Source organism: Chryseobacterium sp. 22458 (assembly GCF_052044975.1).
Classification (GTDB): Bacteria; Bacteroidota; Bacteroidia; order Flavobacteriales; family Weeksellaceae; genus Chryseobacterium.
Map to the genome: position 1 here is coordinate 350701 of NZ_JBQEOA010000003.1, position 25952 is coordinate 376652.

At 37.1% G+C, this 25952-nt stretch carries 24 protein-coding genes and 1 pseudogene; 16 read left to right on the forward strand and 9 right to left on the reverse strand.

The window, feature by feature from the left end; genetic code table 11:
* Window positions 1-156: 156 nt before the first annotated feature.
* Window positions 157-1398, forward strand: a complete 1242-nt coding sequence (gene fabF / locus ACTJJF_RS12480; protein WP_312297135.1) for a beta-ketoacyl-ACP synthase II — start codon at window positions 157-159, stop codon at window positions 1396-1398.
* Between the two features lie 304 nt (window positions 1399-1702).
* Here the strand turns inward: fabF and ACTJJF_RS12485 are convergent, their stop codons facing one another.
* Both ACTJJF_RS12485 and msrB read right to left on the reverse strand, forming a co-directional pair.
* Entirely contained in the window at window positions 1703-2473 is a 771-nt protein-coding gene (locus ACTJJF_RS12485; RefSeq protein WP_440699855.1) for a murein L,D-transpeptidase catalytic domain family protein, read from the reverse strand.
* 126 nt (window positions 2474-2599) lie between these two features.
* Complete coding sequence (gene msrB / locus ACTJJF_RS12490; protein WP_440699856.1) at window positions 2600-3127, reverse strand: peptide-methionine (R)-S-oxide reductase MsrB; 528 nt, start codon at window positions 3125-3127, stop codon at window positions 2600-2602.
* 104 nt (window positions 3128-3231) lie between these two features.
* On the opposite strand from msrB, the gene ACTJJF_RS12495 reads away from it, so the two are divergent.
* Both ACTJJF_RS12495 and ACTJJF_RS12500 read left to right on the forward strand, forming a co-directional pair.
* Complete coding sequence (locus tag ACTJJF_RS12495; RefSeq protein WP_440699857.1) at window positions 3232-4476, forward strand: DUF445 domain-containing protein; 1245 nt, start codon at window positions 3232-3234, stop codon at window positions 4474-4476.
* Between the two features lie 27 nt (window positions 4477-4503).
* On the forward strand, window positions 4504-5397 hold the full coding sequence (locus tag ACTJJF_RS12500) for a hypothetical protein (RefSeq protein ID WP_440699858.1): 894 nt from the start codon (window positions 4504-4506) through the stop codon (window positions 5395-5397).
* 32 nt (window positions 5398-5429) lie between these two features.
* On the opposite strand, the gene ACTJJF_RS12505 is transcribed toward ACTJJF_RS12500, so the two are convergent.
* A complete protein-coding gene (locus ACTJJF_RS12505) occupies window positions 5430-6467 on the reverse strand; it encodes a quinone-dependent dihydroorotate dehydrogenase (RefSeq protein ID WP_312297147.1) in 1038 nt (345 codons plus the stop codon).
* A 254-nt stretch (window positions 6468-6721) separates the two neighbouring features.
* A complete protein-coding gene (locus ACTJJF_RS12510) occupies window positions 6722-7417 on the reverse strand; it encodes a pseudouridine synthase (protein WP_440699859.1) in 696 nt (231 codons plus the stop codon).
* Between the two features lie 545 nt (window positions 7418-7962).
* Here ACTJJF_RS12510 and ACTJJF_RS12515 point away from each other — a divergent pair.
* The 3 genes from ACTJJF_RS12515 (at window position 7963) to ACTJJF_RS12525 (ending at window position 11406) form a co-directional block, all read left to right on the forward strand.
* A complete protein-coding gene (locus tag ACTJJF_RS12515; protein WP_440699860.1) occupies window positions 7963-9504 on the forward strand; it encodes a glycine--tRNA ligase in 1542 nt (513 codons plus the stop codon).
* A 152-nt stretch (window positions 9505-9656) separates the two neighbouring features.
* Window positions 9657-10787 (forward strand): serine hydrolase domain-containing protein, encoded by a 1131-nt coding sequence (locus ACTJJF_RS12520; protein WP_440699861.1) that lies wholly within the window; start codon window positions 9657-9659, stop codon window positions 10785-10787.
* 7 nt (window positions 10788-10794) lie between these two features.
* Window positions 10795-11406, forward strand: coding sequence for a YdeI/OmpD-associated family protein (locus ACTJJF_RS12525; RefSeq protein WP_440699862.1), 612 nt, complete (start codon window positions 10795-10797; stop codon window positions 11404-11406).
* Between the two features lie 51 nt (window positions 11407-11457).
* On the opposite strand, the pseudogene ACTJJF_RS12530 reads toward ACTJJF_RS12525, so the two are convergent.
* Window positions 11458-12729 (reverse strand): annotated as a pseudogene (locus ACTJJF_RS12530) (dicarboxylate/amino acid:cation symporter).
* A gap of 404 nt (window positions 12730-13133) precedes the next feature.
* Here ACTJJF_RS12530 and ACTJJF_RS12535 point away from each other — a divergent pair.
* A complete protein-coding gene (locus ACTJJF_RS12535) occupies window positions 13134-14315 on the forward strand; it encodes a DcaP family trimeric outer membrane transporter (RefSeq protein ID WP_440699863.1) in 1182 nt (393 codons plus the stop codon).
* Between the two features lie 35 nt (window positions 14316-14350).
* On the opposite strand, the gene ACTJJF_RS12540 is transcribed toward ACTJJF_RS12535, so the two are convergent.
* A complete protein-coding gene (locus tag ACTJJF_RS12540; RefSeq protein ID WP_440699864.1) occupies window positions 14351-15622 on the reverse strand; it encodes a Y-family DNA polymerase in 1272 nt (423 codons plus the stop codon).
* Window positions 15623-15974: 352 nt separating this feature from the next.
* Here ACTJJF_RS12540 and ACTJJF_RS12545 point away from each other — a divergent pair, with 352 nt between their 5' ends.
* From ACTJJF_RS12545 to ACTJJF_RS12585, 9 genes are all read left to right on the forward strand, one after another.
* On the forward strand, window positions 15975-16475 hold the full coding sequence (locus ACTJJF_RS12545) for a M15 family metallopeptidase (protein WP_440699865.1): 501 nt from the start codon (window positions 15975-15977) through the stop codon (window positions 16473-16475).
* A gap of 256 nt (window positions 16476-16731) precedes the next feature.
* Window positions 16732-17769, forward strand: coding sequence for a patatin-like phospholipase family protein (locus tag ACTJJF_RS12550; protein ID WP_312297163.1), 1038 nt, complete (start codon window positions 16732-16734; stop codon window positions 17767-17769).
* A gap of 157 nt (window positions 17770-17926) precedes the next feature.
* Window positions 17927-18157 carry a hypothetical protein gene (locus tag ACTJJF_RS12555; protein ID WP_312297165.1) on the forward strand — a complete coding sequence of 77 codons (231 nt, stop codon included), beginning with the start codon at window positions 17927-17929 and terminating at the stop codon, window positions 18155-18157.
* 253 nt (window positions 18158-18410) lie between these two features.
* The gene (locus tag ACTJJF_RS12560; RefSeq protein WP_440699866.1) at window positions 18411-19769 is read left to right on the forward strand and encodes a leucine-rich repeat domain-containing protein; all 1359 of its coding nucleotides are present in this window, start codon (window positions 18411-18413) and stop codon (window positions 19767-19769) included.
* Window positions 19770-19889: 120 nt separating this feature from the next.
* Window positions 19890-20525 (forward strand): hypothetical protein, encoded by a 636-nt coding sequence (locus ACTJJF_RS12565; RefSeq protein WP_440699867.1) that lies wholly within the window; start codon window positions 19890-19892, stop codon window positions 20523-20525.
* A gap of 13 nt (window positions 20526-20538) precedes the next feature.
* Window positions 20539-21036, forward strand: coding sequence for an SMI1/KNR4 family protein (locus ACTJJF_RS12570; RefSeq protein WP_440699868.1), 498 nt, complete (start codon window positions 20539-20541; stop codon window positions 21034-21036).
* 234 nt (window positions 21037-21270) lie between these two features.
* Window positions 21271-22191: a helix-turn-helix transcriptional regulator gene (locus ACTJJF_RS12575; RefSeq protein WP_440699869.1), complete on the forward strand. Its 921-nt coding sequence runs from the start codon at window positions 21271-21273 to the stop codon at window positions 22189-22191.
* Window positions 22192-22245: 54 nt separating this feature from the next.
* Complete coding sequence (locus ACTJJF_RS12580) at window positions 22246-22863, forward strand: hypothetical protein (RefSeq protein ID WP_312297173.1); 618 nt, start codon at window positions 22246-22248, stop codon at window positions 22861-22863.
* Window positions 22864-22901: 38 nt separating this feature from the next.
* Window positions 22902-23333, forward strand: coding sequence for a nucleoside deaminase (locus ACTJJF_RS12585; RefSeq protein WP_440699870.1), 432 nt, complete (start codon window positions 22902-22904; stop codon window positions 23331-23333).
* Window positions 23334-23335: 2 nt separating this feature from the next.
* Here ACTJJF_RS12585 and ACTJJF_RS12590 read toward each other — a convergent pair whose 3' ends face one another.
* The 3 genes from ACTJJF_RS12590 to ACTJJF_RS12600 form a co-directional block, all read right to left on the reverse strand.
* Complete coding sequence (locus ACTJJF_RS12590; protein ID WP_440699871.1) at window positions 23336-24484, reverse strand: hypothetical protein; 1149 nt, start codon at window positions 24482-24484, stop codon at window positions 23336-23338.
* The gene (locus tag ACTJJF_RS12595; RefSeq protein ID WP_440699872.1) at window positions 24474-25049 is read right to left on the reverse strand and encodes a hypothetical protein; all 576 of its coding nucleotides are present in this window, start codon (window positions 25047-25049) and stop codon (window positions 24474-24476) included. Before ACTJJF_RS12595 ends, ACTJJF_RS12590 begins: the two co-directional genes overlap by 11 nt.
* A 367-nt stretch (window positions 25050-25416) precedes the next feature.
* A complete protein-coding gene (locus ACTJJF_RS12600; protein WP_440699873.1) occupies window positions 25417-25944 on the reverse strand; it encodes a GNAT family N-acetyltransferase in 528 nt (175 codons plus the stop codon).
* Between the last annotated feature and the right edge of the window lie 8 nt (window positions 25945-25952).

The window sequence follows — 25952 nt, forward strand, 5'->3', positions numbered from 1 at the left end:
GCATTAAATAATATGCTTTAATATTCGTCTGCAGCGAAAGAAAATTGATAATATTGCAGACGAAAATTAGATGCTTAAGAAAGAAGCAAAATGAAGCATGGGTAAACCGGGTTTATCTCATGAAAGTCTAATCGATTTAAAATTAGTAACTACAATATGAAAAGAGTTGTCATTACAGGATTAGGTGCTGTGACACCTTTGGGAAATAATGTTGAAGATTTTTGGCAAAACAGCATTAAAGGCACAAGTGGTGCAGGATTAATCACCCATTTCGACACAGAAAAATTTAAGGTACACTTCGCTTGTGAGGTCAAAAATTTTGATCCAAAAGTATATCTGAATCATAATGAGATTAAAAGAAGTGACCTGTTTACACAATATGCCATGTACGCATCCGCAGAAGCAATTCAGGATTCCGGACTGGAACTGGAGAGTATGGATCCGTTTGATACCGGAGTGATCTGGGGAACAGGACAAGGCGGGATGTGGACTTTTGAAAAGGAAGTAATGGATTTCGCCCAGGGTGATGGCACCCCACGTTTTAATCCTTTCTTTGTTCCCAAATTCATTGCCAATATGGCTTCAGGAATGATTTCTATGAAATATGGACTTCAGGGAATCAACTATACTACTGTTTCAGCCTGTGCAACCGGAAATACAGCATTGATGGATGCCTTCAACTATATTCGTCTCGGAAAAGCGAAAGTAATCATCAGTGGTGGCTCTGAAGCTGCTATTACTCCGGCTTCTATAGGTGGTTTCTCTATTATGAAGGCCATGTCTACCAGAAATGATGACTTTGTCACCGCCAGTCGTCCTTACGATGCCGAGAGAGACGGTTTTGTAATGGGTGAAGGGGCTGGAGCTTTGGTCCTTGAAGAATATGAACATGCTGTGGCAAGAGGAGCAAAAATCTATGCTGAATTGGCAGGTGCCGCCATGACTGCAGATGCTTATCACATGACTGCCCCTCATCCTGAAGGTGCAGGAGCCATCAAAGCAATGCAGCTGGCAGTGAAGGAAGCGGGAGCCAATATGGAAGATATCGATTATATTAACCCACATGCTACCTCTACTCCTCTGGGAGATTTGATAGAGCTGAAAGCCATCAATAATGCATTTAAAGGAAGTAAAAACCTTGACATCAGTGCCACAAAATCTATGACAGGGCATTTATTGGGTGCAGCGGGAGCCGTTGAAGCGATCCTTTCTATTAAGGCCATTCAAAACAGCATTATTCCTCCTACGATCAACCTTCATAGTATAGATGAAAGTATTCCTAAGGATATCAATATTGTTTTCGGGGAAGCAAAAGAGAAAGAGATCAATTTTGCATTGAGTAATGCCTTTGGATTCGGAGGTCATAATGCGACTTTGGTTTTCAAAAAATTCAGATAATTTTCAGATTAAAATAATTGTAAATCCCTGTATGATCATTATACAGGGATTTTTATTTTCATTAAGAATAAAAACATGTGCTTTACAAGTAATTATTTTCTGATTAAAAAATCTTTAAAAATTAATTATAATACGACTTCTTTTGTCGTTACCCGTTAATACTTTTGTTCCAGTAAAATTTCTTGCAAGAATTTACAAAGTAATTATTTAAACAGAAAAAAATGATTTATAATTTAAACTTAAAAACCAAGATTGTCAAATTTAGCTATACATAAAAAAAGCAGCCAAAACTGACTGCTTGATGTTATACTTGCGCTTTCAACCATTCCGAAGAGGAAAGGTAATTCTGATCAGGATAGTAAATGAACAGCAGATTTCTTCCCTTTATGGTATTGATGATCGGCTGTGTCAGCTCTCTCGGTACTGCGGGACATCCCCAGCTTCTTCCAATTCTTTTGTGCATAGCAGCAAATTCATCGCTTACATAATTGGCTCCGTGCATTACAATCGCTCTTCTGTAGGCTGCATCATTAAATCCTTTGTCCATGCCCAACAGTTTTAAAGAATATCCGTTGTCCCCCTGATACGTTGCATCTGTGATATAAAATCCTAAGCTGCTCTGTAACGAACTTTCCCTGTTAGAAAAATTCGTCGCAAATTCTTCGCCGGTATTTTTACCATGGGCAACCAATGAGTTGAACAGAACTTTTTTGTCTTCAAGATCAATGACCCAAAGTCTTTTGGTATTGGAAGACATAGAAAAATCGCAGATAGTCAATAAATGCGAATCCTGGGTAAGCAATCCTGCTTTCTTTAAGTTTTCGTAACCTGTCAATGCTTTTGAGAATACTTCATAGTTCAGTTCATGTTCCGGGTCAAATGCAATTGATTGGTATAATGCTTCTGATGAAGAAACAGCAATTGTATTCTTCTCAGATTTCGTGTCGTCAGCTACAGTTACTTTTTCAGTCTTTGCTGTCTTGAAATTTTCATTCTTTACCGCCCCTCTTGGAGAAATGTAGAATGAGGTCGTAACCATGTAAACAAGGCCTATTACGCTATAAAATCCTTTCATTCAATAATATATAATTCCAAATTAGTGGGGCAAAATTATAAAAACATCATTACGCATCGGGTAAAAACGAAAGAAGTTTAACGCTATTTAAGAAACTTTAACGTCCTGATTCTGTGAATTAAAAACTTATTTCTGAGTATCCGCAACAAATTCCAGACTGATAGAATTCATACAATACCTCAGCCCTGTAGGCTTCGGACCATCATCAAAGACATGACCTAAATGAGAATCACATCTTTTGCAAAGAACTTCAACCCTTTCCATTCCATAAGTGGTATCTCTTTTATAATAAACACCTTCCTTATCAGCCTCAAAGAAACTCGGCCAGCCACAGCTGCTTGCAAATTTTGAAGTAGAACGGAACAGATGATTTCCGCAAACAGCACAATAATAATCCCCCACCTCATCAAATTCATTGTATTTTCCGGTAAAAGCTCTTTCTGTAGCTGCTTCCCTGGATATTGAATAAAGATCCGGAGCAAGGATTTTTTTCCATTCCTCATTAGAAATGTTCAGCTTTGTTGTATCGGTTCTGGAATAGTATGGATTGTTTTTTGCTTCTGTATTTTCCATAGAAGAGGTTTTAATAGGTTGATATTTCTGCGTGCATGATTGCAGAACGGTTAATATAATGAGTGAAACTAAAAATTTCATTGTAAATTTTAATTTTAGAATGTCATAAACTTTCTATAATACCTTACGAAAAAGCTTTATTAACATTAAACGGTTTCATAACCAAATTTAGTAAATTTGAGAATATGAATGACGAAGCAAAAAGAAAACAACTCAGAAAATATAAAGCGTTTGCAACAGGATTATTTGTCCTGATGGCCATTATTTTCATCATTACGACTATTTTACAGAAATCGAACAGTTCACACTGGATCGGCTATGTACGAGCCTTTTCTGAAGCTGCGATGGTAGGTGCTTTGGCCGACTGGTTTGCCGTAACAGCACTCTTCCGCCACCCTCTCGGGCTTCCGATTCCCCATACCAATCTGATTGAAAACAGCAAACAGAGACTGGGAAATAATCTGGGGAGCTTTGTGGTCAGCAATTTTCTTTCGCCTCAGAATATACGTCCTTATATTCAAAAGCTGAAGATTTCCAATTTCGTTGGCGAATGGCTGGGAAAAGAGAAAAGTCAGGATATTCTCATCAGAAACTTATCCGAGATTGTTATGGACATTCTCAACAAGCTTGATGATTCTACCGTGAGCCATTTTATAAGCAAAAAGGTCTCTGAAATGACAGGTGATATCAAACTTAATAAAGTAGTAGGAAACGGAATCGGATATATTCTGGAAAAGAATGACCATCAAAGGATCATTACCAACCTTTCTAAGCAGATCAAAGAATATATTATTGAAAATGATGAAATGATCCAGGAGCGGGTAAAGAAAGGAAGCTATTCTTTTATTCCGTCATTTGTAGATAATAAAATTGCAGATAAAATTGCAGCCGGACTCTCTGAATTCTTTAAAGAAATAGAGGAAGATCCGCAGCATGAAGTCAGAACGTTGATCACTCAGAAAATTCATGAATTCTCGGTTGATCTGAAAGAAGATCCGAAATGGGACGAAGAATTTAAAACCATTAAAAACGGACTTCTGAAAAATGAAAAACTGGATGAATATTCCAATGACATCTGGGTTTCTATCAAAAAGACCCTGATAAAAGAACTCCAGGAAGATCATTCTGCACTGAAAAACTACCTTTCTAAAAACCTGAATGAATTTGCACAGAACTTAAAGACAGACGAAAATCTTCAGAATAAAATTGATCATTGGGTACGTGTCACCGCTTATAAATACATTCTTAAAAATACCCATCAGTTTGGAAACCTCATCAGTACTACTGTCGGGAACTGGCAGGGCAAAGAACTGAGCGAAAAACTGGAGCTGGAAGTAGGAAAAGACCTTCAGTTTATCCGGGTCAACGGGACTCTTGTGGGAGGACTCGTAGGGCTGATCATCTATACAATTGCCCACTTTTTCATCTAAAAAACTAAAAACCACGATAACCCAGCCATGAAAAAAATTTTTGCTATATTCTTCTTCTTTTCCCTCACATTTGCCCTCTGCCAGAAAGTTGAATTAAAAACTGTAACAGATTCTTCACAAACTTTCAAAGGAGAAATTGCAGGAGTTCCTGTTACCCTGCAGCTTCACTATGATGGCATCCCGGATTGCAACTTATACCAGCATTTTGTCAGCGGTTGGTATTATTACGATAAGTATCAGAAGAAAATACCCCTTACCGGGCTTTATGATTACGGGAAACTTTCGTTGTATCATTTCGGTTCTAAACACCAACAGATTTCCAAACAGTTTAAAGAAAAGATCAATTCACCAAAGGATGTTGAAAAAGTAGCTGAAATTGTCAAAAACTTTACTCCGAAGGAAACCATTTTATTCGGACACGATCAGGCTAAAGAAAATCCGGTTACAGGAACTTTTTATCTTGGAAATAAAGACAAAGCCCAACCTGCCCAACTATTTACAGGTAATAATATGATCTACCGTTACAATAATTATCTGGTTTTACCCAATAACAAAAGGATCAACACCTTTGACGTTATTAATGTGTATGGTGGGAATGAACTGGTCTCATACGTTTCCGGAGAAAAAGGAAACCATGTTTTATTATATTTTAACCATTCTTCCAACCTTAATGCATGTGGCAGATGCGGAGCAAGTGAAGGAGAAAAAGGATACCGTATTCTTTATTTTACCAGGGACTGGAATTATAAACGTTACGAGGAATTCCTTACCGAAAGCTGTCTGGAAGGAATATTTGAAACTCAAAAGATAAAGACTAAAGATCCGGGCATCCTTCAGTTTAAAGTTCCCAAATCCTATTCTTCACCTGCTTACACTTTGACTGTAGACACAAAAAAATCTTCTGTAGTAAAATCAAAATAAAAGAGAGCCAGTTACTGAACTCTCTTTTTGTTTTATCTTGGTAATCTGCCTGCTCTTTTCAAGATTTCTTTATTGATATCGTTGATCAGCTCCGGGCCTTCATAAATAAATCCTGTGTACAGCTGAATCAGGCTCGCTCCGGCATCCAGCTTTTCCATGGCATCCTTTGCCGAGTGAATTCCTCCTACACCGATGATCGGGAAAGCCCTGTTGCTTTTATCAGAAAGATATTTAATCATTTTTGTACTTCTCTCACGGATAGGCTTTCCGCTTAAACCTCCGTTGCCTATCTGTTCAAGAACTTCTGGCGAGGTTTTCAGCCCTTCTCTGTTTACTGATGTATTGGAAACTACAATACCATCAATCTTTGTTTCGGCAATCAGCTCAATGATTTCATCTAATTGATTATTATTAAGATCCGGTGCAATTTTTAGGAGTATCGGTTTCTGTACAGCTTTTGACTGGTTTATTTTTTTTACTTCTGTAATCAGCTCTCTCAGATATTCCACATCTTCCAGTTTGGCATGGCTTCCTACATTCGGGCAGCTTACATTCAGTACAAAATAGTCGACATGAGGATGAAGCCCTTCAAAACAATCCAGATAATCCTGGGTATAGTTTTCAGGTTTTGTATCTGTATTTTTTCCGATGTTTCCACCGATGATGATTTTTCCTTTATTCGATTTTAATTTTTCAATTGCCGCTTCAAGACCTTCATTATTGAATCCCATCCTGTTGATGATTCCGCCATCTTCAATCAGACGGAACAGTCTTTTCTTAGGATTTCCAGCCTGGGCTCTTGGGGTTACTGTTCCAATCTCTACAAATCCGAAACCTAAGTCTCCCAATTCGTTGAACAGAACGGCATTTTTATCAAAACCGGCAGCCAGTCCTACAGGATTTTTAAATTTCAATCCGAAAACTTCTCTTTCCAGACGTTTGTCTTCAATAGGTTTTGGTAAAAACAGTTTAGTAAGAAATCCAAAATTTTTAAGCATTGAAAAAGTAAAGTGGTGTACTTCTTCAGGATCGAATTTAAAAAGAATCGGACGAATGAGCGATTTGTACATTGAAAAAAAGTTTTACAAAATTACTCATTTTAAAATTAATGTTCGATTGATGTATGATATTTTATCAAAATGCCTGATATATAGCATCTATAAAACATAAAACCTTTTATAATTTTTGACATAAATTTAAAACGCTATGATCGCAAAGCTTTTGATCGTTCTAAAACATTTTTGTTCGCAAGGGCGTTTCACTAAGCAAAGAGTTGGGATCAACCTTTGCTGAGCGAAGCAACTTTATGAACGAAAAGACTTATTTAAGTGTATGAGCTCAGATCAAAATTCAGAATATCTCCTATTCTTTTGAACTCTTCATCTACAGTGGCATTTAACGTAATTCTTTCGTTAGAAACAGGATGATTAAAAATCAACTGATGGGCATGAAGCGTCATTTTGTTGATGTCAAATGTTTGAAGCCACAACTTATTCTGTTTATTACAACCGTGCTTACGACAGCCTAAGATTGGGTGTAGAATATGTTTAAAATGTTTTCTCAACTGATGAAATCTTCCCGTTTCAGGAATAGCTTCTACCAAAGAATATCTGGAAGTCTGATGTTTTAAAAAAGGTAAATCTATTTCCGAAGTCTGCAAACGACGATAGTATGTAACTGCATTTTGTGTGACTTCATTTTCATTAACTAAGTCGTAATCAATTGTTTCTTCCTCTTTTGTCCAGCCACGAAGAATTGCAAGATATTTCTTCTCTACTTCACGTGATGCAAACTGTTCACTCATGATTCTAAGGGTATCTTTATCTAAAGTAAACAGCAGAACCCCCGAAGTTTTCCGGTCTAAGCGATGTACAGGATACACTTTTTGGCCAATCTGTTTCTTCAGCTCCTGAATAGCATAAGTATCGGCTTCTCCGGCATAGAAAGATTTATGAACCAGAAGTCCGCTGGGTTTGTTGATCGCAATAATATGCTCGTCACGATAAAGAATTTCTAACATGGTGCAAAAGTAGAGATTTTCTGCTGATTCTTATTTTGAATAGGAAACCTTCAAAGTGAAGGGTGATATTCTAAACCTAACAGGTTTTTGAAACCTGTTAGGTTTGCCAAAATATAAAAGTCAATAGCCCTGATTGAGCGGCATGTTTGAGCTTTTTCTGGTTTTGGGCGGTGGCTTTGCCACCGCCCAAAACCAGAAAAAGCGAGTAGCGAAAGCAGGTTCCCGGCTCCTTATAACTACACATTAAATAAATTGTTTAAATTAGTAAAAGAGTTTTACCATAATTTAAAAAAAATGACAGACTATTTTGGTTTTTTTGTAAAATTGATCGTGATCTCTGTTGTTATAACAGTAGCCAGTATTGTCTTGATACGATCAAAACAATACAAAATAATCAAAATATTACTGTTTATTATTGCAGGTATTTTATTTATCATTGGTGCGGGTGGATGTATCTTAATGACAATCTCAAATGTAGGATCTTACAGGTATTAATATTTTCCCAATAAAAAACATTATTTTTGCACATCAGACGTAAAAAAATTATGGCAAAGCAAGAAGATGTTTTCAAGAAAGTAATTTCTCACGCTAAAGAGTATGGGTTTATTTTCCCTTCCAGTGAGATCTATGATGGTTTATCCGCTGTTTATGATTATGGACAGAATGGGGCCGAACTCAAAAATAATATCAAACAATACTGGTGGAAAGCGATGGTACAGCTTAACGAGAATATTGTAGGTATTGATTCGGCAATCCTTATGCATCCTACAACATGGAAGGCATCAGGCCACGTAGACGCTTTCAACGATCCATTGATTGACAATAAAGATTCCAAAAAACGTTTCAGAGCAGATGTTCTGGTGGAAGACTATTGTGCTAAAATTGAAGATAAGGAGAATAAAGAAATTGAAAAGGCTGCGAAGAGATTCGGGGAGGCTTTTGATAAAGATCAGTTTGTTGCGACGAATCCAAAAGTTCTGGAATACAGAGCAAAAAGAGAAGCGATCCTTTCAAGGCTGGCAAAATCTTTAGAAAATGAGGATCTTGCTGATGTTAAGGCTTTGATTGAAGAGCTTGAAATTGCTGATCCTGATACAGGTTCTAAAAACTGGACGGAAGTAAGACAGTTCAACCTGATGTTCGGAACCAAACTGGGAGCTTCTGCTGACAGCGCCATGGACCTTTACCTTAGACCGGAAACGGCTCAGGGAATCTTTGTCAACTACCTGAATGTACAGAAAACTTCACGTCACAGGCTTCCTTTCGGGATCGCACAGATCGGAAAGGCCTTCAGAAATGAAATTGTTGCAAGACAGTTTATCTTCAGAATGCGTGAATTCGAACAGATGGAAATGCAATTCTTTGTAGCACCGGGAACGGAGCTTGAGTTCTACGAACAATGGAAGCAAAAGCGTCTGAACTGGCACTTAGCTCTGGGATTAGGTAATGAAAACTATAAATTCCATGATCACGAAAAACTTGCCCACTATGCGAATGCTGCCGCTGATATAGAGTTTAATTTCCCATTCGGATTTAAAGAACTTGAAGGTATTCACTCAAGAACGGACTTCGATCTTAAAGCTCACGAAAAGTTCTCCGGAAGAAAACTGCAGTTCTTCGATCCTGAAAGAAATGAAAACTATGTTCCTTATGTAGTGGAAACTTCTGTAGGACTTGACAGGTTATTCCTTTCTATTTTCTCACACTGCCTGAGAGATGAAGTATTGGAAGACGGTTCAGAAAGAACAGTTTTATCTTTACCTCCGGCATTGGCACCAATTAAAGCAGCTATTCTTCCACTGATGAAGAAGGATGGCCTGGCAGAATATGCAGAAACAATCTTCAACGATCTGAAATATGATTTCAATTTATTCTACGAAGAAAAAGATGCGATCGGAAAACGTTACAGAAGGCAGGATGCGATCGGTACTCCATATTGTATTACAGTAGATCACGATTCATTGACGGATCATACGGTAACCATCAGAGACCGAGACACAATGCAGCAGGAAAGAGTTCCTGTTTCAGAACTGAGAAGAATCATCGATGAGAAGACCAACTTCAGAAATCTACTTTCTAAAATATAATGTAAAAGCCCTGAAAATTCAGGGCTTTTTTATTTTCACAATACCGCTGGTTATAATTTTTGTCAATAAAAGCAAAAACAACTTATTTAAGCATCATTTTAATTTTTATAACCAAATTATTCTAAATTTGTCAGATACCGATTCATAAAACAATGAGAATATTAAAGTATATGATAGGCGGAGCTGTAGCTGGTGCAGCAGCAGCTTATTTTCTGGGATATGATTATTTATTTAGCGGAATCTCCAAAACTTACCTTAAAGGAAAGTCGAGTGCTTATATAGATGACGGATATCTTTTCCCCAGTAACCCTATAGCTACCGAAGCTCCCAAATTGTGGGAAGAAGATCCTGATTACAACAAGAAAGAATTACCGAAACATTTAGTTGATGATTTAAAACATTCCCGTACTGCCGCTTTGGTAGTGATCAGAAATGGAAAGATCCTTCATGAGCAGTATTGGAATGGTTATAATCAGCTTTCTCAGACCAATTCTTTTTCCATGGCAAAGGCTGTAACCGTAATGCTGTTAGGAAAAGCTTTGGAAGAAGGAGTTATCTCTTCAATAGATGAAAAGCTTTCAGGTTTTTATGCTGAATTTAAAGAAAAGATTTTTGGGGATCATGTTACGCTTAAAAATCTGGCACAAATGGAATCCGGACTGGATTGGGATGAAAATTATAACAATCCGTTTCTGCCCAATGCGAAAGCTTATTATGGAAAAAGTCTTGTAAAGGCTGTGTTCTCAAGGAAATTTAAAGAAGAGCCAGGGACAAAATTTGAGTACCAAAGCGGTGCCACTCAACTTCTTGGTTTTGCCATAAGAAAGGCTTTGAATCAACCTCTGGCAAGCTATTTATCAGAAAAATTCTGGGTTCCGCTGGGAATGGAACAGAATGCAAAATGGAGCACGGATGATCATGGAATGGAAAAAACCTACTGTTGTATTCACTCCAATGCCCGGGATTTTGCCAAGCTGGGGCAACTGTTTCTGGATAACGGAAAAGCTGGAGATCAGCAAATTTTAAATTCTGATTTTATTGAACAGATGAGAACTCCCACCGAAAAATCTGAGAATATTTACGGAATGGGTCTTTGGATCAACAATGATAACCCTGTAAAACATTACTATTTCTTAGGGCTGCAGGGGCAATATATCATCATGGTTCCTGAATTCAATATGGTCATTGTAAAGACCGGCAGTTATTCCAATAATCCTAAAAATGACAGGGGAAGACCGGATCAGGTCAAATTCCTGGTCAATGAAATCACCCAATTATTTTAATAGAACTATGGAAAAATATGATATAAAGGTTGATGAATACATCGAGAAGTCTCCGGATTTTGCAAAACCGATCCTTGATTATCTCCGGGAAACGATCCATGAGGTCTGTCCTGATGCGGAAGAAGCTATCAAATGGAAGTTTCCTACATTCATGTACAAAGGAAAAATACTCTGCTCAATAACCTCTTTCAAGCACTATTGCAGTCTTGGGTTCTGGCTGCATCAGGAAATGAAAACTTTAAAAGAGATCGAAATTAAAGCTGAAAAAAGTTCAATGTTCAGCCTGGGAAAAATCACTAAAATGGAAGATCTTCCTTCAAAACCTCAGCTTAAAAAAGCAATCAAAGAAGCAATGAGCCTTACGGATATGGGGGTTACGATGAAGAAAGCTCCCCCAACCAAAACAGAGACCGAGATTCCTGGATACTTTCAAACTGCTTTACAGGCGCATCCTAAAGCACTTGTGTTCTTTGAAAAAGCTTCCCCCTCATTCAGAAAGGAGTACATCACATGGATTACAGATGCTAAAACAGAAGCAACAAGAAACAGAAGAATAGAACAGTCTCTGGAATGGATTGAGGAAGGTAAGGGCCGAAACTGGAAATATGAAAAAAAATAAGATTCTACACAAAAAAATAAATCCGGCACAGCATCTTACCAAAGTCTGTTTTTATTTCGCATCATAAGTACGTACCACTCCGTCCTGTATATTTTCAAGCTGCCCTTCCCATTTGGAGACCGCTGAAGTTGCCAATGCATTCCCCAATACATTGGTCATACTTCTTCCCATATCACAAAAATGATCGATAGGAAGAATCAGGGCGATTCCTTCAGGTGGAATGCCAAACATGGAACAGGTTGCAACAATAATAACCAAAGAGGCCCTCGGAACTCCGGCAATTCCTTTTGAGGTAAGCATCAGAACCAAAAGCATGGTGATCTGCTGCCCGACGGTCATTTCGATTCCTTAGATCTGGGCAATAAAGATTGAAGCAAAGGTCATATACATCATACTTCCATCCAGATTGAATGAATATCCCAAAGGCAAAATAAAAGAAACCACTCTGCTGTTACATCCGAATTTTTCCAGCTCTTCTACCAGTTTTGGAAATACCGCTTCTGAACTGGTTGTGGAAAAAGCAATCAGTAATGGTTCTTTAATTCTTTTTAACAGCTCGAAAAGGCGGTTCCCCAGAATAAAATATCCCACTAACAGAAGAATCAGCCAAAGAACAGCTATAGCAAAGAAAAAGTCTCTTAAATAAACGGCATATACCTTGAAGATCTCAAATCCGTTTGTAGCTACCACTGCTGCAATTGCACCCAGCACTCCCAGTGGGGCAAACCACATGATATACGCAACCATTTTAAGGATTCCATGAGCAATGATATCAAAAAGCTTGACCACCGGCTTTGAATATTCTTCACCTAAATTAGCCAGTGCTACTCCAAACATAATGGAAAAAACAACGATCTGAAGCACTTCATTGGTAACAAATGCTTCAAACAGGCTTTTGGGAATTATATGTTTTACAAAGTCTTCCATAGAAAAACTTTTACTGCTTTTCAGAAGATCATCTGCTGTTGTAACTTCCTGAATAGGTAATTTGGTCACATATCCCGGTTCAAGCCAGTTAACAAGTATCAATCCAATAAAAAGAGAAATCAGAGAGGCAGTAATAAACCAAAGCATTGCTTTTGTTCCTACCCTTCCTATCATTTTGATATCACTTATTTTCGCAATTCCTACTACAAGAGTGGTAAATACCAATGGCGCAATAATCATCTGTACCAATCTGATAAAAACGGTCCCGAGTAATTTTATGTTTTTAGAAAATGGTTCTATACTTTCGGGATACTTCAAATGAATCAGTCCTCCCATGAACACTCCCAGAATAAGTGCAATAATAATAGCAATAAAAAGTTTATTTTGTCCTTTCATACATATAGTTTAATTTTTAAATATATGAAGCGCCACCTATTCCAACTTCACTGATCATGCGTATTGCAAGATATCGACAAGAATTGACATGTATCAACAGTTTTCGACAGAAAACCAGACTCTCAATTCTACCCACACATACTCTTTTAAATCAATTATGACACTTTTTGATACTTTCCGACATCTTCCAATATCATTTTTTATTAAAACTATACAATAACTTCGCAGGAATTTTTAACCCAATCATTTACGCTGTCATTCATCAACATCCCGGACACAAGTTCTTCACCATCATTTAGATCAATTAATGCATATCTGCTAAATGAAAACGGAAGATTTCAATATAAAAACACAAAACATATGGTTCAGAATATAGCTGGCTATCAATTCTAAAAATACATTACATGATGAAAAAAATATTTATAAAGATCATAAGTTCCACGATCTTTATCTTAACCTCTATTGACGTTTCAGGACAACTCTCTCTTCTGACTCTCAAGCCTGAAGACCAAATTGAACGGGAGGTTTATATAAAAGGATTTATTCAGGCTGATTTCATGACAAACTTCCAGAATATGAGATCAAAAGATGGCTTTTCTGCCTATTCAATAGAAATCCCGCAGACAAATGCTATAAGCAGTAACTTTAGTGTAAGACAAACCACATTCGGAATTGGATTTAAACAGAAAAATTCTCAAAATGACCAAACCCTTTCTGTTTATACTGAAATAGATTTTGCCGGGCCCAACAATACAACAGCCCCAAGATTCAGGCATGGATATATACAATGGAAAAGATGGCTTGCAGGACAGTCATGGAGCAACTTTTCCGATATTGAGATGCTTCCTATGATCTTTGATTTTATGCCTCCTGACGGATTATTACTTACCAGAAGACTGCAACTGCGTTATACAGTCCCGGTTTCAAAAAAAGGGAACCTGTCTTTCTCATTAGAAGACCCCAAAACCCCAAGTATCAGACTTCCTTCCGATTCATTAGGCTGGCATAAACAATCTGTTATACCTACTTTTTCAGTTCTCTACCGATATGGAAATGAAAAAAGCTACATAAAAGCCGGAGCTGTTATTTCGCCCATTAGCTATAATATGAAACATACACTTCAGGAGGAATATAAAACGAAAACTACTGCAGGCTGGGGAGCAATGATCTCCGGAAAAATACGCACTGATACAAAAAATGCCTTCAGCCTTCAAACGTCTTTTGGAAAAGGTTACTCAACCTATAATACGAATTTAAGGGAAGAAGGCTATGATGCAATTCCTACTGTTTACAACAAAAATATATTGGAAACATTAAACCTTTTCAATATAGTTGGAGTCTATGAGCATTGGTGGGCATCCCGGTGGAGTTCTATACTTTTTTTCAGCTACTCGAATATCGGTTATCAGGACTTCATTCCGAAGGATATGACTAAAAGCTTCCATAATATTTCAGGCAATATTATTTTCCATCCTTATAAAAAAGTAAGGCTGGGAATAGAGGGTAATTATGGGCGAAGGCAAAACTTTAGAAGTGAAAAGGCTGAGGGGTGGAGAGTTCAGGCTTCTACCAAGGTATACTTTTAAAGTTTGGAGCTGGTATTGTTTAAGGATGTTCCTATTTAATGGAATCTGAAATTAGCTTCCGGCAAGGTATTATTTTTCAGGAAAGCCTCATACTCAGGAGATAACCGGGCCCGGCCAAAGGTGTTTTCGCCGCTCATACTTCCAAGGCGGACTTTATCTTTACCATATTTCCGGTTCATCGCATCCATTGCTTTCATCACAGGGAGGTGCTGGTTTTGTATGTCTTCTTCGAAAAGACTGATCTGTCTCTGATCTTCCGGAACAAAGTCATTGACCATCACTCCTGCCCTTTTATAATGAAATCCTTCCTTATAAACAGCTTCAAAAAGCTCATTCACCACTCTTCCTATTAATATGGATGAATTGGTAGGATTAGGCAGGATCTGCGTTACGGCGTTTCTATATTCAGGAAGATCTTTTCTGAAGCGGTTGGTCTGTACAAAAACGGTGATCATTTTACAGCAGGTATTTTGTTTTCGCAGCCTTTCCGAACAATACATTCCGAAGGTTTCCACCCGCTCCCGGACTTCCTCTTTTTTAGTCAGCATCTGCATAAAGCTTCTGGTCACGGCAATAGATTTTTTGGGAGAGGGAGTATCCAGTTCAAGCTGGCGGATTCCTTTAAGCTCATTGATCATTCTTACCCCGTGAATTCCCATGATTTTCCGTACCCACATTTCAGGCTTCTGAAGGAGATCCCAGGCTTTGTACACTCCACTGTCATGCATTTTCGCAGCCAGTCTTCTTCCGATTCCCCATATATCGCCTATAGGGAGCCATTTCAATGCCTTCTCAATTTTTTCAGGAGTATCCAGAATATACACCCCATTGAACTTCTCCGGAAATTCTTTTACAATTCTATTGGCTACTTTACATAAGGTCTTGGTGGGGGCTATTCCTATACTTACAGGAATATTTTCTTTCTCCCTGATCTCTTCTTTGATCCTGACGCAATATTCATTAATATCAATATACTTAAAGCCCGTCAGATCCAGAAAAAGCTCATCAATACTGTATACCTCATGATCAAGAACGTAGGATCTTGCAATATTGATAACCTGCTGGCTTTTATAATTATAGAGCTCAAATTTGGCAGAAAAGCTTTTTACATCATGCTTTTGAAAGAGCTCCTTATATTTAAAAGCAGGGGCAGCCATAGGAATTCCCAGATCTTTTGCTTCTTTGCTCCGGGATACAACACATCCATCGTTGTTGGAGAGCACCACAACGGGTTTACCTTCAAGGGAAGAATCTAAAGTTCTTTCGCAGGAAACAAAAAAATTATTGCAATCTACCAGCGCATACATAGCAATTGTACAATGAATATTTCTACAAAATTATTGTTTTTGAAGAATAAAATAATGTTTTTGAAAAGAATTAACATTACAATTAACACATTGAAAAACAAATAACTATTTTTTTAAAACACGACACGTTTTGTCGCATTAAGGTTATAATTTGCCCTGAAAAAAATTGATTTCTCAAATCGTCCTTAAACGTTATTTTCCCAGATATTTATAACTTTTTTTTAAATTAAGAATTCAATTTTCCGATATTTTTTTGGATCAAATCTTTTATAATAGGTTTTATAATTTCACTTAAAATACGTCAAGTTTCGTCGCTTTCCCATCATACTTTTGTTTTATAACAGTTAAAATTATGGATAAAGTAACATCAGAACGAATTCAGAATCTTCACCCGCTGGTAAGGGATGAAGTGAAGCAGATTATTAAGGAATGTGACAGGGCACTTACAGGAAAAGCAAAGGTAAGAATCACTCAGGGGCTCAGATCTTTTGAGGAGCAGGAAAAACTCTATGCTATCGGAAGGCTGACCGACGGTAAAAAAGTGACTAATGCCAAGGCAGGGCAAAGTATTCACAACTACGGTCTTGCTGTAGATATCTGCCTGATGATTGACGGAAAAACAGCAAGCTGGAACACGGCAAAAGATTGGGACAATGACCAGGTTGCCGACTGGTACGAATGTGTAAAAATCTTCGCAAAGCATGGCTGGGACTGGGGCGGAAACTGGAAAACATTCAAGGACCTTCCTCATTTTGAAAAGAAAAGTATTCCATCCCAAAAAAGGATTATAAAAACCAGATGGAGAACACTTATAAAAATGCCGAGAGACAAGGAAGGATATGTTATATTATAGCGTTCATATTTTACTCTTAAACAAATCATTAGACACACATTAAGGGTCTCATTTTCTTTCCTATTTTTTTAATTTTTTCATGAAAATTTAAATAATGCGTCAAGTTCTGTCGCTTCTGCGGCCTACCTTTGGTTTATAAGAAAAGCACCAAAACAACTATAAAAATAAGCTGAAACCAATAGCCATTTCCCGGAAATCTATTGGTTTTACTTATCTAAAGTTGCCAGGTATTCTTAAAAAAAAGTAAAAATATCACATGAAAAAAACAACCATTCTTTCTTTGGACGGGGGTGGAATAAGAGGGATTATTACCTGCATTATTCTACGCTACATAGAAGAACAGCTTCAGTATTATGACAAGCAGACTGCCAAACTCGGAGATTATTTTGATCTGGTAGCAGGCAGCAGCACAGGAGGTCTGATTGCGTCTATTATTCTATGCCCTGATGAAGCCCGAAAAGCAAAGTATTCTATCCAGAAAGGACTAGAACTCTATGCTGAAAAGGGCGGCGATATTTTCCAGGTTTCCTTTTGGGAAAAACTGGTGAATCCGTTTGGATTATTGAATGAAAGAATTTCCCAGGAGGCTCTTCAAAAAAACTTAAATGACTTTTTTGGGAATTTAGAACTAAAAGAACTGATAAAACCCTGTTTAATAACCAGCTATGATATTGAAAACCGGAGAGCAAAACTTTTCAATTCATGGGAAGCCAACCTCAGCACTGATAATTTTTATGTAAAGGATGTCTGCAGGGCAACCTCAGCAGCGCCTACCTATTTCAGCCCGGTACAGATCAAATCGATGTACGGACAGATCTTCAGCCTGATTGACGGTGGAATGTTTGCCAATAACCCAGCACTTTGTGCTTATGCAGAAGCCCGGAAGATACCCTTTGCAGAGGTTCTGAAAAATCATCAGAAAGCCAACCATCCCGGAGTAAATGATATGATTATTGTTTCTATAGGAACAGGCGTTGAAGCCAGACCTTACGCTTTCAGAAAACTGGAAAAAGCAGGAAAAATAGGCTGGGTAAATCCTATTATTGATATCCTGATGTCTGCCAATGCCGAAACTGTAGATTATCAGCTTTGCCAGATGTTTCAGACACTGGGGACAAGAAATCAGAAAAACTATTACCGCCTGAACCCATCATTGAAAAATGCATCCCCTGCAATGGATAACGTAAAACGCTCCAATATTGAAAACCTGATCCAGGCCGGGCTGAGCTATATTGATGATAACAGAGAAACACTGAATCAGATTGTTCAGAAACTCATCAAAAATAAGATATAAGCTTTTTACCTTATAAAGGCCTTACATAAGCTTAAAAGCTTATATTGAAAAAAAATAAAAATATTTTTTTAACACGTCAAGTTCTGTCGTTTCACACTCCTACTTTTGGAATATCAAAAAGACACAGAATAATAATCAATAAAAACTTTTAAACCTATTGAATTCAACATTCTCCTGTGCTGAACAGCCTGAAATATGTTCAAAACAGAATCAACAAAGCAGAGAAATATCTGATCACAACACAGACAGTATCTCTGGTGAAGAACTCTATACTATAGAATGGAGCGACATTGAAAATGCTGAGATGGACTATGAAAACTATCTCAATGACATTGAAAACTTCTTCAGAGAAGATTTTGAGGATGACATTCTTGAAAAAGATGCATAATAACATAAAACTGTAAACACAAAAAGTTCTGATGCTGTCCAATATTACTTTTGCAACCAAATTATAATATACATACAGTAATCTCATTTAAACATTTGTCAATTCCTTTGAATCACCATTCACAAAATGTTGGACAGCCGGAACTGTGTTTAAAAAAACAAACGGGAATCACTAAAAACTAATAACCATTTTAAACCAAGGCTGAAGAAGCTGCCTTATAAAAGCTTTATGTATTAATCAAATTACACTTTTTATGAAAACAAAAGAAGAACTAAAACTCCTTTTCGAAAGGGGAGACAAACCAAAACAGGAAGACTTCTGGGAATGGCAGGATTCATACTGGCATAAAAATGAAAAAATAGAAATGGCTAAAATTGCCGGTTTAGAAAATGGCTTACCCAACCCCAATCATATTTATACGGAAACAGATGAGGAAGGTTCAGCATCCTTACAATCTTATTTAAATAAAAAAATGTTTGTAAAACCGGGTACTGTAACTATTCCGGATACCTTTGCTTATAATATGTCTATATCAGAATTATCGATTCCCAATAGTGTAACAAGCATCGGAATAGGAGCTTTCCAAGGTAATTTACTGGAGTTTGTAGTGCTCCCAAACAGCATCACTAATATTGGAGAAAATGCTTTTCTATACAATAGATTAAGATCAGTAAATATCCCTGAAAATATGACTGAGATTAAGTCATCTACTTTCCAGGCCAATCAACTAGCTTCAATAGAAATTCCTCATAATATTAACCGCATTGAAACCGCTGCTTTTGCATACAATCAGCTGACTTCAGTAAAGCTCCCGGAGCAGATTACAGTGATTGAAAAAAGCACTTTTCAAGGTAACCTGTTAACATCCATAGATATCCCTGCCAATGTGACCGGTATTGGAGAATATGCGTTTCAAAACAATCAATTACGATCTATACATATTCCCGATAATGTAAAAGCTATCGGAATAGGTGCATTCCAGAATAATCAGCTGGAATCTGTGAGCATTCCGGATAATGTTTCGGCTATTGAAGCCAATGTTTTTGAAAGTAATCTTCTGCCTTCCGTAAATATTCCTGAAAAAGTAACGAGAATCGGAGATAGTGCATTCCGGAATAATAAATTAATATCTGTAAATATCCCATATAGTATTACCAATATTGAGCGTCTTGTTTTTGCAGACAATCAGCTGGAGTCTGTAAGCATTCCTGAAAAGGTAACCAATATTGATTATGCCTCTTTTCAGAATAACAGATTAGCATCGGTAGAAATTCCTAAGGATCTGGTCAGCATTCAAGCTTATGCATTTCAAAACAACAGATTAACATCGGTAAACATCCCGGATCATATTACCATCATTAATGACTCCGTTTTTGCAGATAATCTCCTGACTTCTGTAGAAATTCCCGGAAAAGTAACCGCCATTAGTGATAATGCTTTCAGAAACAACCAGCTGACATCAGTAAGCATTCCGGAGAGTGTTAATTTCATTAATCAATATGCCTTTACTAATAATAAACTGTCTACCGTCACTTTAAGTGATGCAACGGGATATATGAGTTCTTCTTTCGACCCCAATGTAGAGGTCATCGGAGGATATCTGTTAGGCTAAATAAAAACAACTTCTGACAGCAAAAAGACAGGGTGTATAGAAAAGAATATTTTGATTAATCATGATAAGCCACAGAAATTCTATGGCTTATATTTATATTTGCTTTATACAAACGTAACCATGAAAAAGGATTTTCTAAACTCACCGAAGATATTGATATTAAAAAGATATCCTCTTCTGAAATTGAATCATTCCGTTTCGTTTATTATTCTTTTTTTCACCCTTTATTCGTGTCAGAAAGAGAAAGTCACAGAAGCTCCTAAACCGTTGACAATTAACAGGATTTTTTCAGAAGACACTCATGGTGATAATACAAAAGTATACACCAATGACAGCTTATTCTGTCTTTACCTTGACGACCATAATTTTAAAGTCTGGAAAAACGGTATTCTCCTGAAAGATCATGAAGCCATTCTTCCTTTAATTATGAAAAATGATTCAACAAAACAGTTCAGGACCTATAGATTTCAATCGGAATTGATGAAATTAGATTTTAATAATTATTCCAGTAAAACGCTTAACCGGGATACCAAAGATTATCCGATCAGAAAAAAGGGAGAAGATTATTTTTTGTACAAAAAAGGATATCGTGAGCTCAGATTGCCTGTTCATCATTTTGAATCTATGGACTGGATTACCTTCAATAGTATGGATATTAACAATGATCAGATTCCTGAACTCTTTATATTCAACGAAGCATATAATGACCGGGAAGATCAGGAGTATGGAAAAATGACCGTGTACGAAATAAAATAAACAATCTGGCTTTATGAACCTTATGGATATTGTATACTTAAAAACATATGAACGCTATAAAAAAGAAGGCAAAGGAAAAAGAAGATCTGCCTTTGGCCCTCCTGTCGGTCTAAGTGAAGCAGAGATCATACCGCTGGAACAGACTATGAATAATGGCATTCCATTTCCTAAGGTTTACAGAGAGTTTCTCAGTATTGGCGGGGCATTCAGCAGTATTTCACTCATTGATTCAGGAAACAATGGAGGAAAACTTGTTGCAAAATACAAACAGGCATTACAGAGGAGAAATGTGGATATTAGCAGACCAATAGCCATCATGGATACTTTTGAAGGTCAGTGCGGAACTTTCATTTATCTTGACAACGGAGACAATCCCCAGCCCTGGCTTTTTTCTATTCATGAAGATTATGACAGTGATGAAGGGGATTTGATATGGGCTTCACCTTTTAAAACATTACAGGATATGATTGAGCAACTTGTTTATCTCTCTGAAAACAATCTTAGCATTTAAGTATCGCTCTGTAATAAAAAATTATTTATTTGAACAAATGGGATAAAAACGACCGTCCTGTGCCATCCTTTTAATTTAATGTCTTCACCGAAACGTTTTATTTATGATCACAAAAAATATAATACGACACGTTTTGTCGCATTAAGGGCATATATTTGTGTTACAAAACTTTACTGTGAAAAGCAGGGACTCAGACTATTGAGCACCGCAAATTAATAACATAAATATATTGAAATGAAGAAAGATTTTTATCTTACCCGGTATGCCTTAATCATCAAAAGATTGGAAAGTTCTCCCGCTACCTATTCCCAGCTGGAGCACTATCTTCTGAATTCTTTTGAATTTCAGGATGCGGAGATCAAAAGCTACTCTATCCGTACCCTGCAGAGGGACATCCGTGAGATTTCAGATCTTTTCAACCTTTCTATTCACAATAAGAAAAAAGGAGACAACAGGTATTATATAGACAGCCGCCCGATCATGGAAGTGGATGAATATAACCAGAAATTACTGGAATCTTTCCAGGTAAGCAATGCCCTGAATCTTCATCCTGATTTCTCAGACTTTATTTTTTTTGAAAGCAGAAAGCCAACCGGAGTGGAACATTTTTATGATCTTTTCTTCGCCATCCGTAACAAAAGAGTGGTGACTTTTGAGCATTACAATTACAAAAATAAGCTGATGACCTCCAGAAAGGTACATCCTTTGGCATTGAAAGAATCTAAAGACCGTTGGTACCTCATCGCCATAGATACCAAAGACAAAATTTTAAAATCATTTGGTCTTGACAGGATCAATTATCTGGATGTAGCGAAGAATCAGTTCAGAGAAAAATATAAATACAACTTCAGGGAACATTTTAAAAATGCATTCGGAGTGATGAACCTGACTGAGCAAAAACCTGAAAAAATCATCCTGAAATGCAGCCGTCATCAGGGAGAATATATCAGAAGTTTCCCGCTGCATCAGTCACAGAAAGAGACCAAGGAAACTCCTGAAGAAATCTATTTTGAGTTCTTCCTTCATCCTACCTACGACTTTATGCAGGAAATTCTATCGTATGGAAAGGAAGTCACCGTTATTGAACCGAAATGCTTAGTTGATGACATCAGAAACCATCTTCAGGAATCTCTGAACCGTTATCTCGAGAGCTAGGCAATAAAAACTTAATCTCATATTTTTTGGTTATATTTACATAAATATACCCTATTGAGAACTTTATTTATTTGTCTCAGCTGTTTTATTTCATCCTTTTTTCTGTCACAGCAGAAAGAAGAGTTCAGACTTGTGAAAAACTATTATAATCAGCACAGAAGCATGCTGAACAAAGAGTTTAAGAAAAAGTTTGACGCAGAATCCAATACCTTTAAAAAAGCGGCCATAAAAGGGGATTTCCTTTTTTTCATGAAAAAGATGGACAGCATTGAAAACACGGCACTTATTGGTGCCTTGCTGAGGGTAAGGAACATTGAAGACCTTCAGAAAATCAAACTTGCCCAAGAACCTTTTGGTGAAAAATCTTTCCAGGTAGAGACGGTTGCGGATTACCCCGGCGGACTTAATTCTTTAAGACAGGAAGTGGCTGATCTTTTATACGTAGACGGAGTGTATTCTGAAGAAAAAACAGTAAAGACAGATGTAGCCTTCATTGTAGAAAGAGACGGAAGCATCAGCAACGTTCATGCTCAGGGAGACAATTTCACCTTCAACAGACAGGCTGAAATTGCCCTCTATTCTCTTGCTGAAAAATTTTCTCCGGCAACCTTCAAAGGGGATCCCACCATATACCGGTTCAGACTTCCTTTAACGTTAACAATGACAGAATAAAAGTTCTATTTTTTCTTCTTTTTATTAATTTTCAACTCATGTTTACTGACGAATATTATATGAAAATGGCCCTGCAGGAAGCAGAAGCCGCCCTGGAAAGAGATGAGGTTCCCATCGGATGTATTGTGGTTTCCAACAATCGTATTATTGCAAGAGCGCATAACCTTACCGAAACATTAAATGATGTGACCGCCCATGCAGAAATGCAGGCTATCACTTCTGCGGCGAACTTCCTTGGAGGTAAATACCTGAGAGACTGTACCCTGTACGTTACAATGGAACCCTGCGTCATGTGTTCCGGAGCATTGTCTTGGGCCCAGATTTCAAAGGTAGTCATTGGAGCAAGAGATGAACAGAGAGGATTCATCAACAAACATCTTTCCCTACATCCGAAAACAGAAATTGTAACCGGAATTATGGAAAATGAGTGTTCCTCTATCGTCAGGGATTTCTTTAAAAGTAAAAGATAAATTTAGTCGGCACTTTCTATAGTAGTGTGAAAAAGCGGCCTCAGAGCATTCATTTTTTTCCAGTTTAATTCCCGGGCACGTATTTTATTTTCCCTAATATTAAGCATCAGCAGGCTGTCTTTTTTAGAATAGATCACTTCAGCATTGATTTTTTCTCCATTATAATCTTCCAGCAATAAATGACCAGGAGAAACAGCTGTATAATGGTAATCCCGCATATTTTCATTCCGATCCATAAAGATAACATAGCGATGTCTGTGAAAAAAGATATACCGGATCTCTGAATTTTCATTTTCATTTCTGAAAGCTCCATGAAGGAAAGGTCTCTTTGCAATATCATCATTATAATTCCCTGAACTCATATACGGAAAGATAATAATAACCAGTGAAAGCCCTAGAAAAGCAGTTTTGAACCAAGCCATAAACGGTTTATTCAGATTATCTTTCATTATTCCTTTTCTTGGCATGTCTTTTTTCAAAATGAAAAATTCGTACAAAGTTTTCCAGTCATCTTTTAATGCAAAAACAGTCATGGAAAGCAACATGAGTGAAAATAGCTTTACTGAAATATCAAAGCCGAGATTAATTCCCAGAATATTAAGAAAAATTCCCAGAGAAAACAAAAGTCCCAACGTTCGGGTTCCGTTGAAAAAGATCAATACAGCAGCACAAAGTTCCAGTATTCCGGTAAAGACCGAATAAAAATGTGAGGTTCCCATCGTGCTCCAAAACAGGATATCCTTATCCAGATTTCCAAAACGGGAATAAAGAATATTGGGTTCGGGCAGGTAAAACTGGGCTTTGAATATTTTATCCAGACCATATTTTACCAATACAATAATAAGATATAGAGAAACAGCTTCTTTTGAAAAAGCGAGAATAACCGGATGATGTTTTTTCCTGATCAGAAAAGAAAGAATAAGTGAAGTGATAGCCAGCAACCCGGTAAAGATAAACATAGAAATACTGTCTGAGGAAAGGTCAATTCTTATTTTATCAGTTGTTAATACAGAATCTGTAAATATCCGTATAAAATCTTCAAACAAAAATAAGGATATATTTTTCTGAAAATCCCCCAGAAAGTCAAGAGGAAAGAACAGAATAAAAAGCAGGAAAAATATGGCAGTGCAGCAAAGAATCCTATTGCCCATGATCTTTTTTATTCTTTTTCCATGTGTAAAAACCCGAGACTCCTGAAATCAGCAAAATTCCCAATAATAATCCTCCAGGTGTTTTTCCTTTTTTCTCCTTCTCATTTTTTTCTTTTACCGGTTTGATCTGTTTGTAGGTCTTACTTTGTTTATCATACTCAATAAACACCACACTGTCCATATCATTCACAAAATGATACTGTTTTTTCAGAACCTGCTTTACACTATCAATATTCTTTTTAGAAAAAAGGGAATTATTTCTTACGGTTTCTCTTCCGGGAACCCACTCTCTTGTGGCATTTTTAAGAATTATTTTATCCGCAGCACTCGTTACCAGAATACTTTCTTCATCATTCAGAATGATGACAGAATCCAGTTTGGCATCTTTTACAAACTTTTGAGGAATCGCTCCAAGATTCGAAAGATTTGTTGTAAAGAGATCTTCGGAAACCGCATTTGCAAAATGGGAAGAAGCACCACTATGACTTTTAAAAGCTATTAATTTGGTCTGGGAATGAAAAGATAAACTTAAGGCCAAAGCAAAAAAAGAACAGATTTCTTTCATGGTATATTTTAGATCTTTGATTGATTATTTTATTAAAAGTTAAAAAAGCATTCTCATATCATACAACAGATCAAATATTTAACTATATTTGATCATAACCAAATTGAAAACGACATGAAAAAACTATCAAGAAAAGAAACAGCAAAAAATTAACGGAGGAATCCTTCCTCATCAATGTTTTTACACAGACAGCAATGGAGTCCGAAAGATCGGATGCAGACTGTATCCTTTTCAGGATGGCAACGGAGAATGGATTTATCCTTTATTAGAATGTGATTCATGTACAGGAGATGTTCTTTAAGAAATAAAAAAGCCGGGAATAATTTTAAATATTCCCAGCTTTTATTCTATTGCTTTAAAATGAATCTCAATCCTTAAAAATAGAATACATCACCAGATCAAAATATTCTCCATCCTTTTTCACTTCCTCCTTCAGAACAGCTTCCTGCTTCATCCCGATTTTCTCCATGATCCTTCCGGAAGCAGGATTGTGAAGCAAGTGGGTGGCAAAAATTTTATTAAATCCCAGTTCATTAAATCCAAAATCTATAATTGCTTTCGCTGCTTCGGTAACAAAGCCCTTGTTCCAATATGACATACCGATCCAATACCCCAGCTCTGCTTTGTCATCATCTCTGTCATGAAGCCCGATAGCTCCTATGATCCTGCCTTCCTTATTGCGGATACCAAAAGTATATCCGGTATTGTTTTCAAAAGCTTCCTTAGAAATTTTCAGCCAGAATATGGCGTCGTTTTCGGTGTAAGGATAAGGAATATTAGAGGTGAGATCAGAGTAAATTCTATGTTGGAGATATTCAGTAATGAAAGGAATATCCTTCTCTTCCAGTTGGGAAAGGATCAGTCTTTCGGTTTCTAACATCGGGAATTTTTCCATTGTCATGA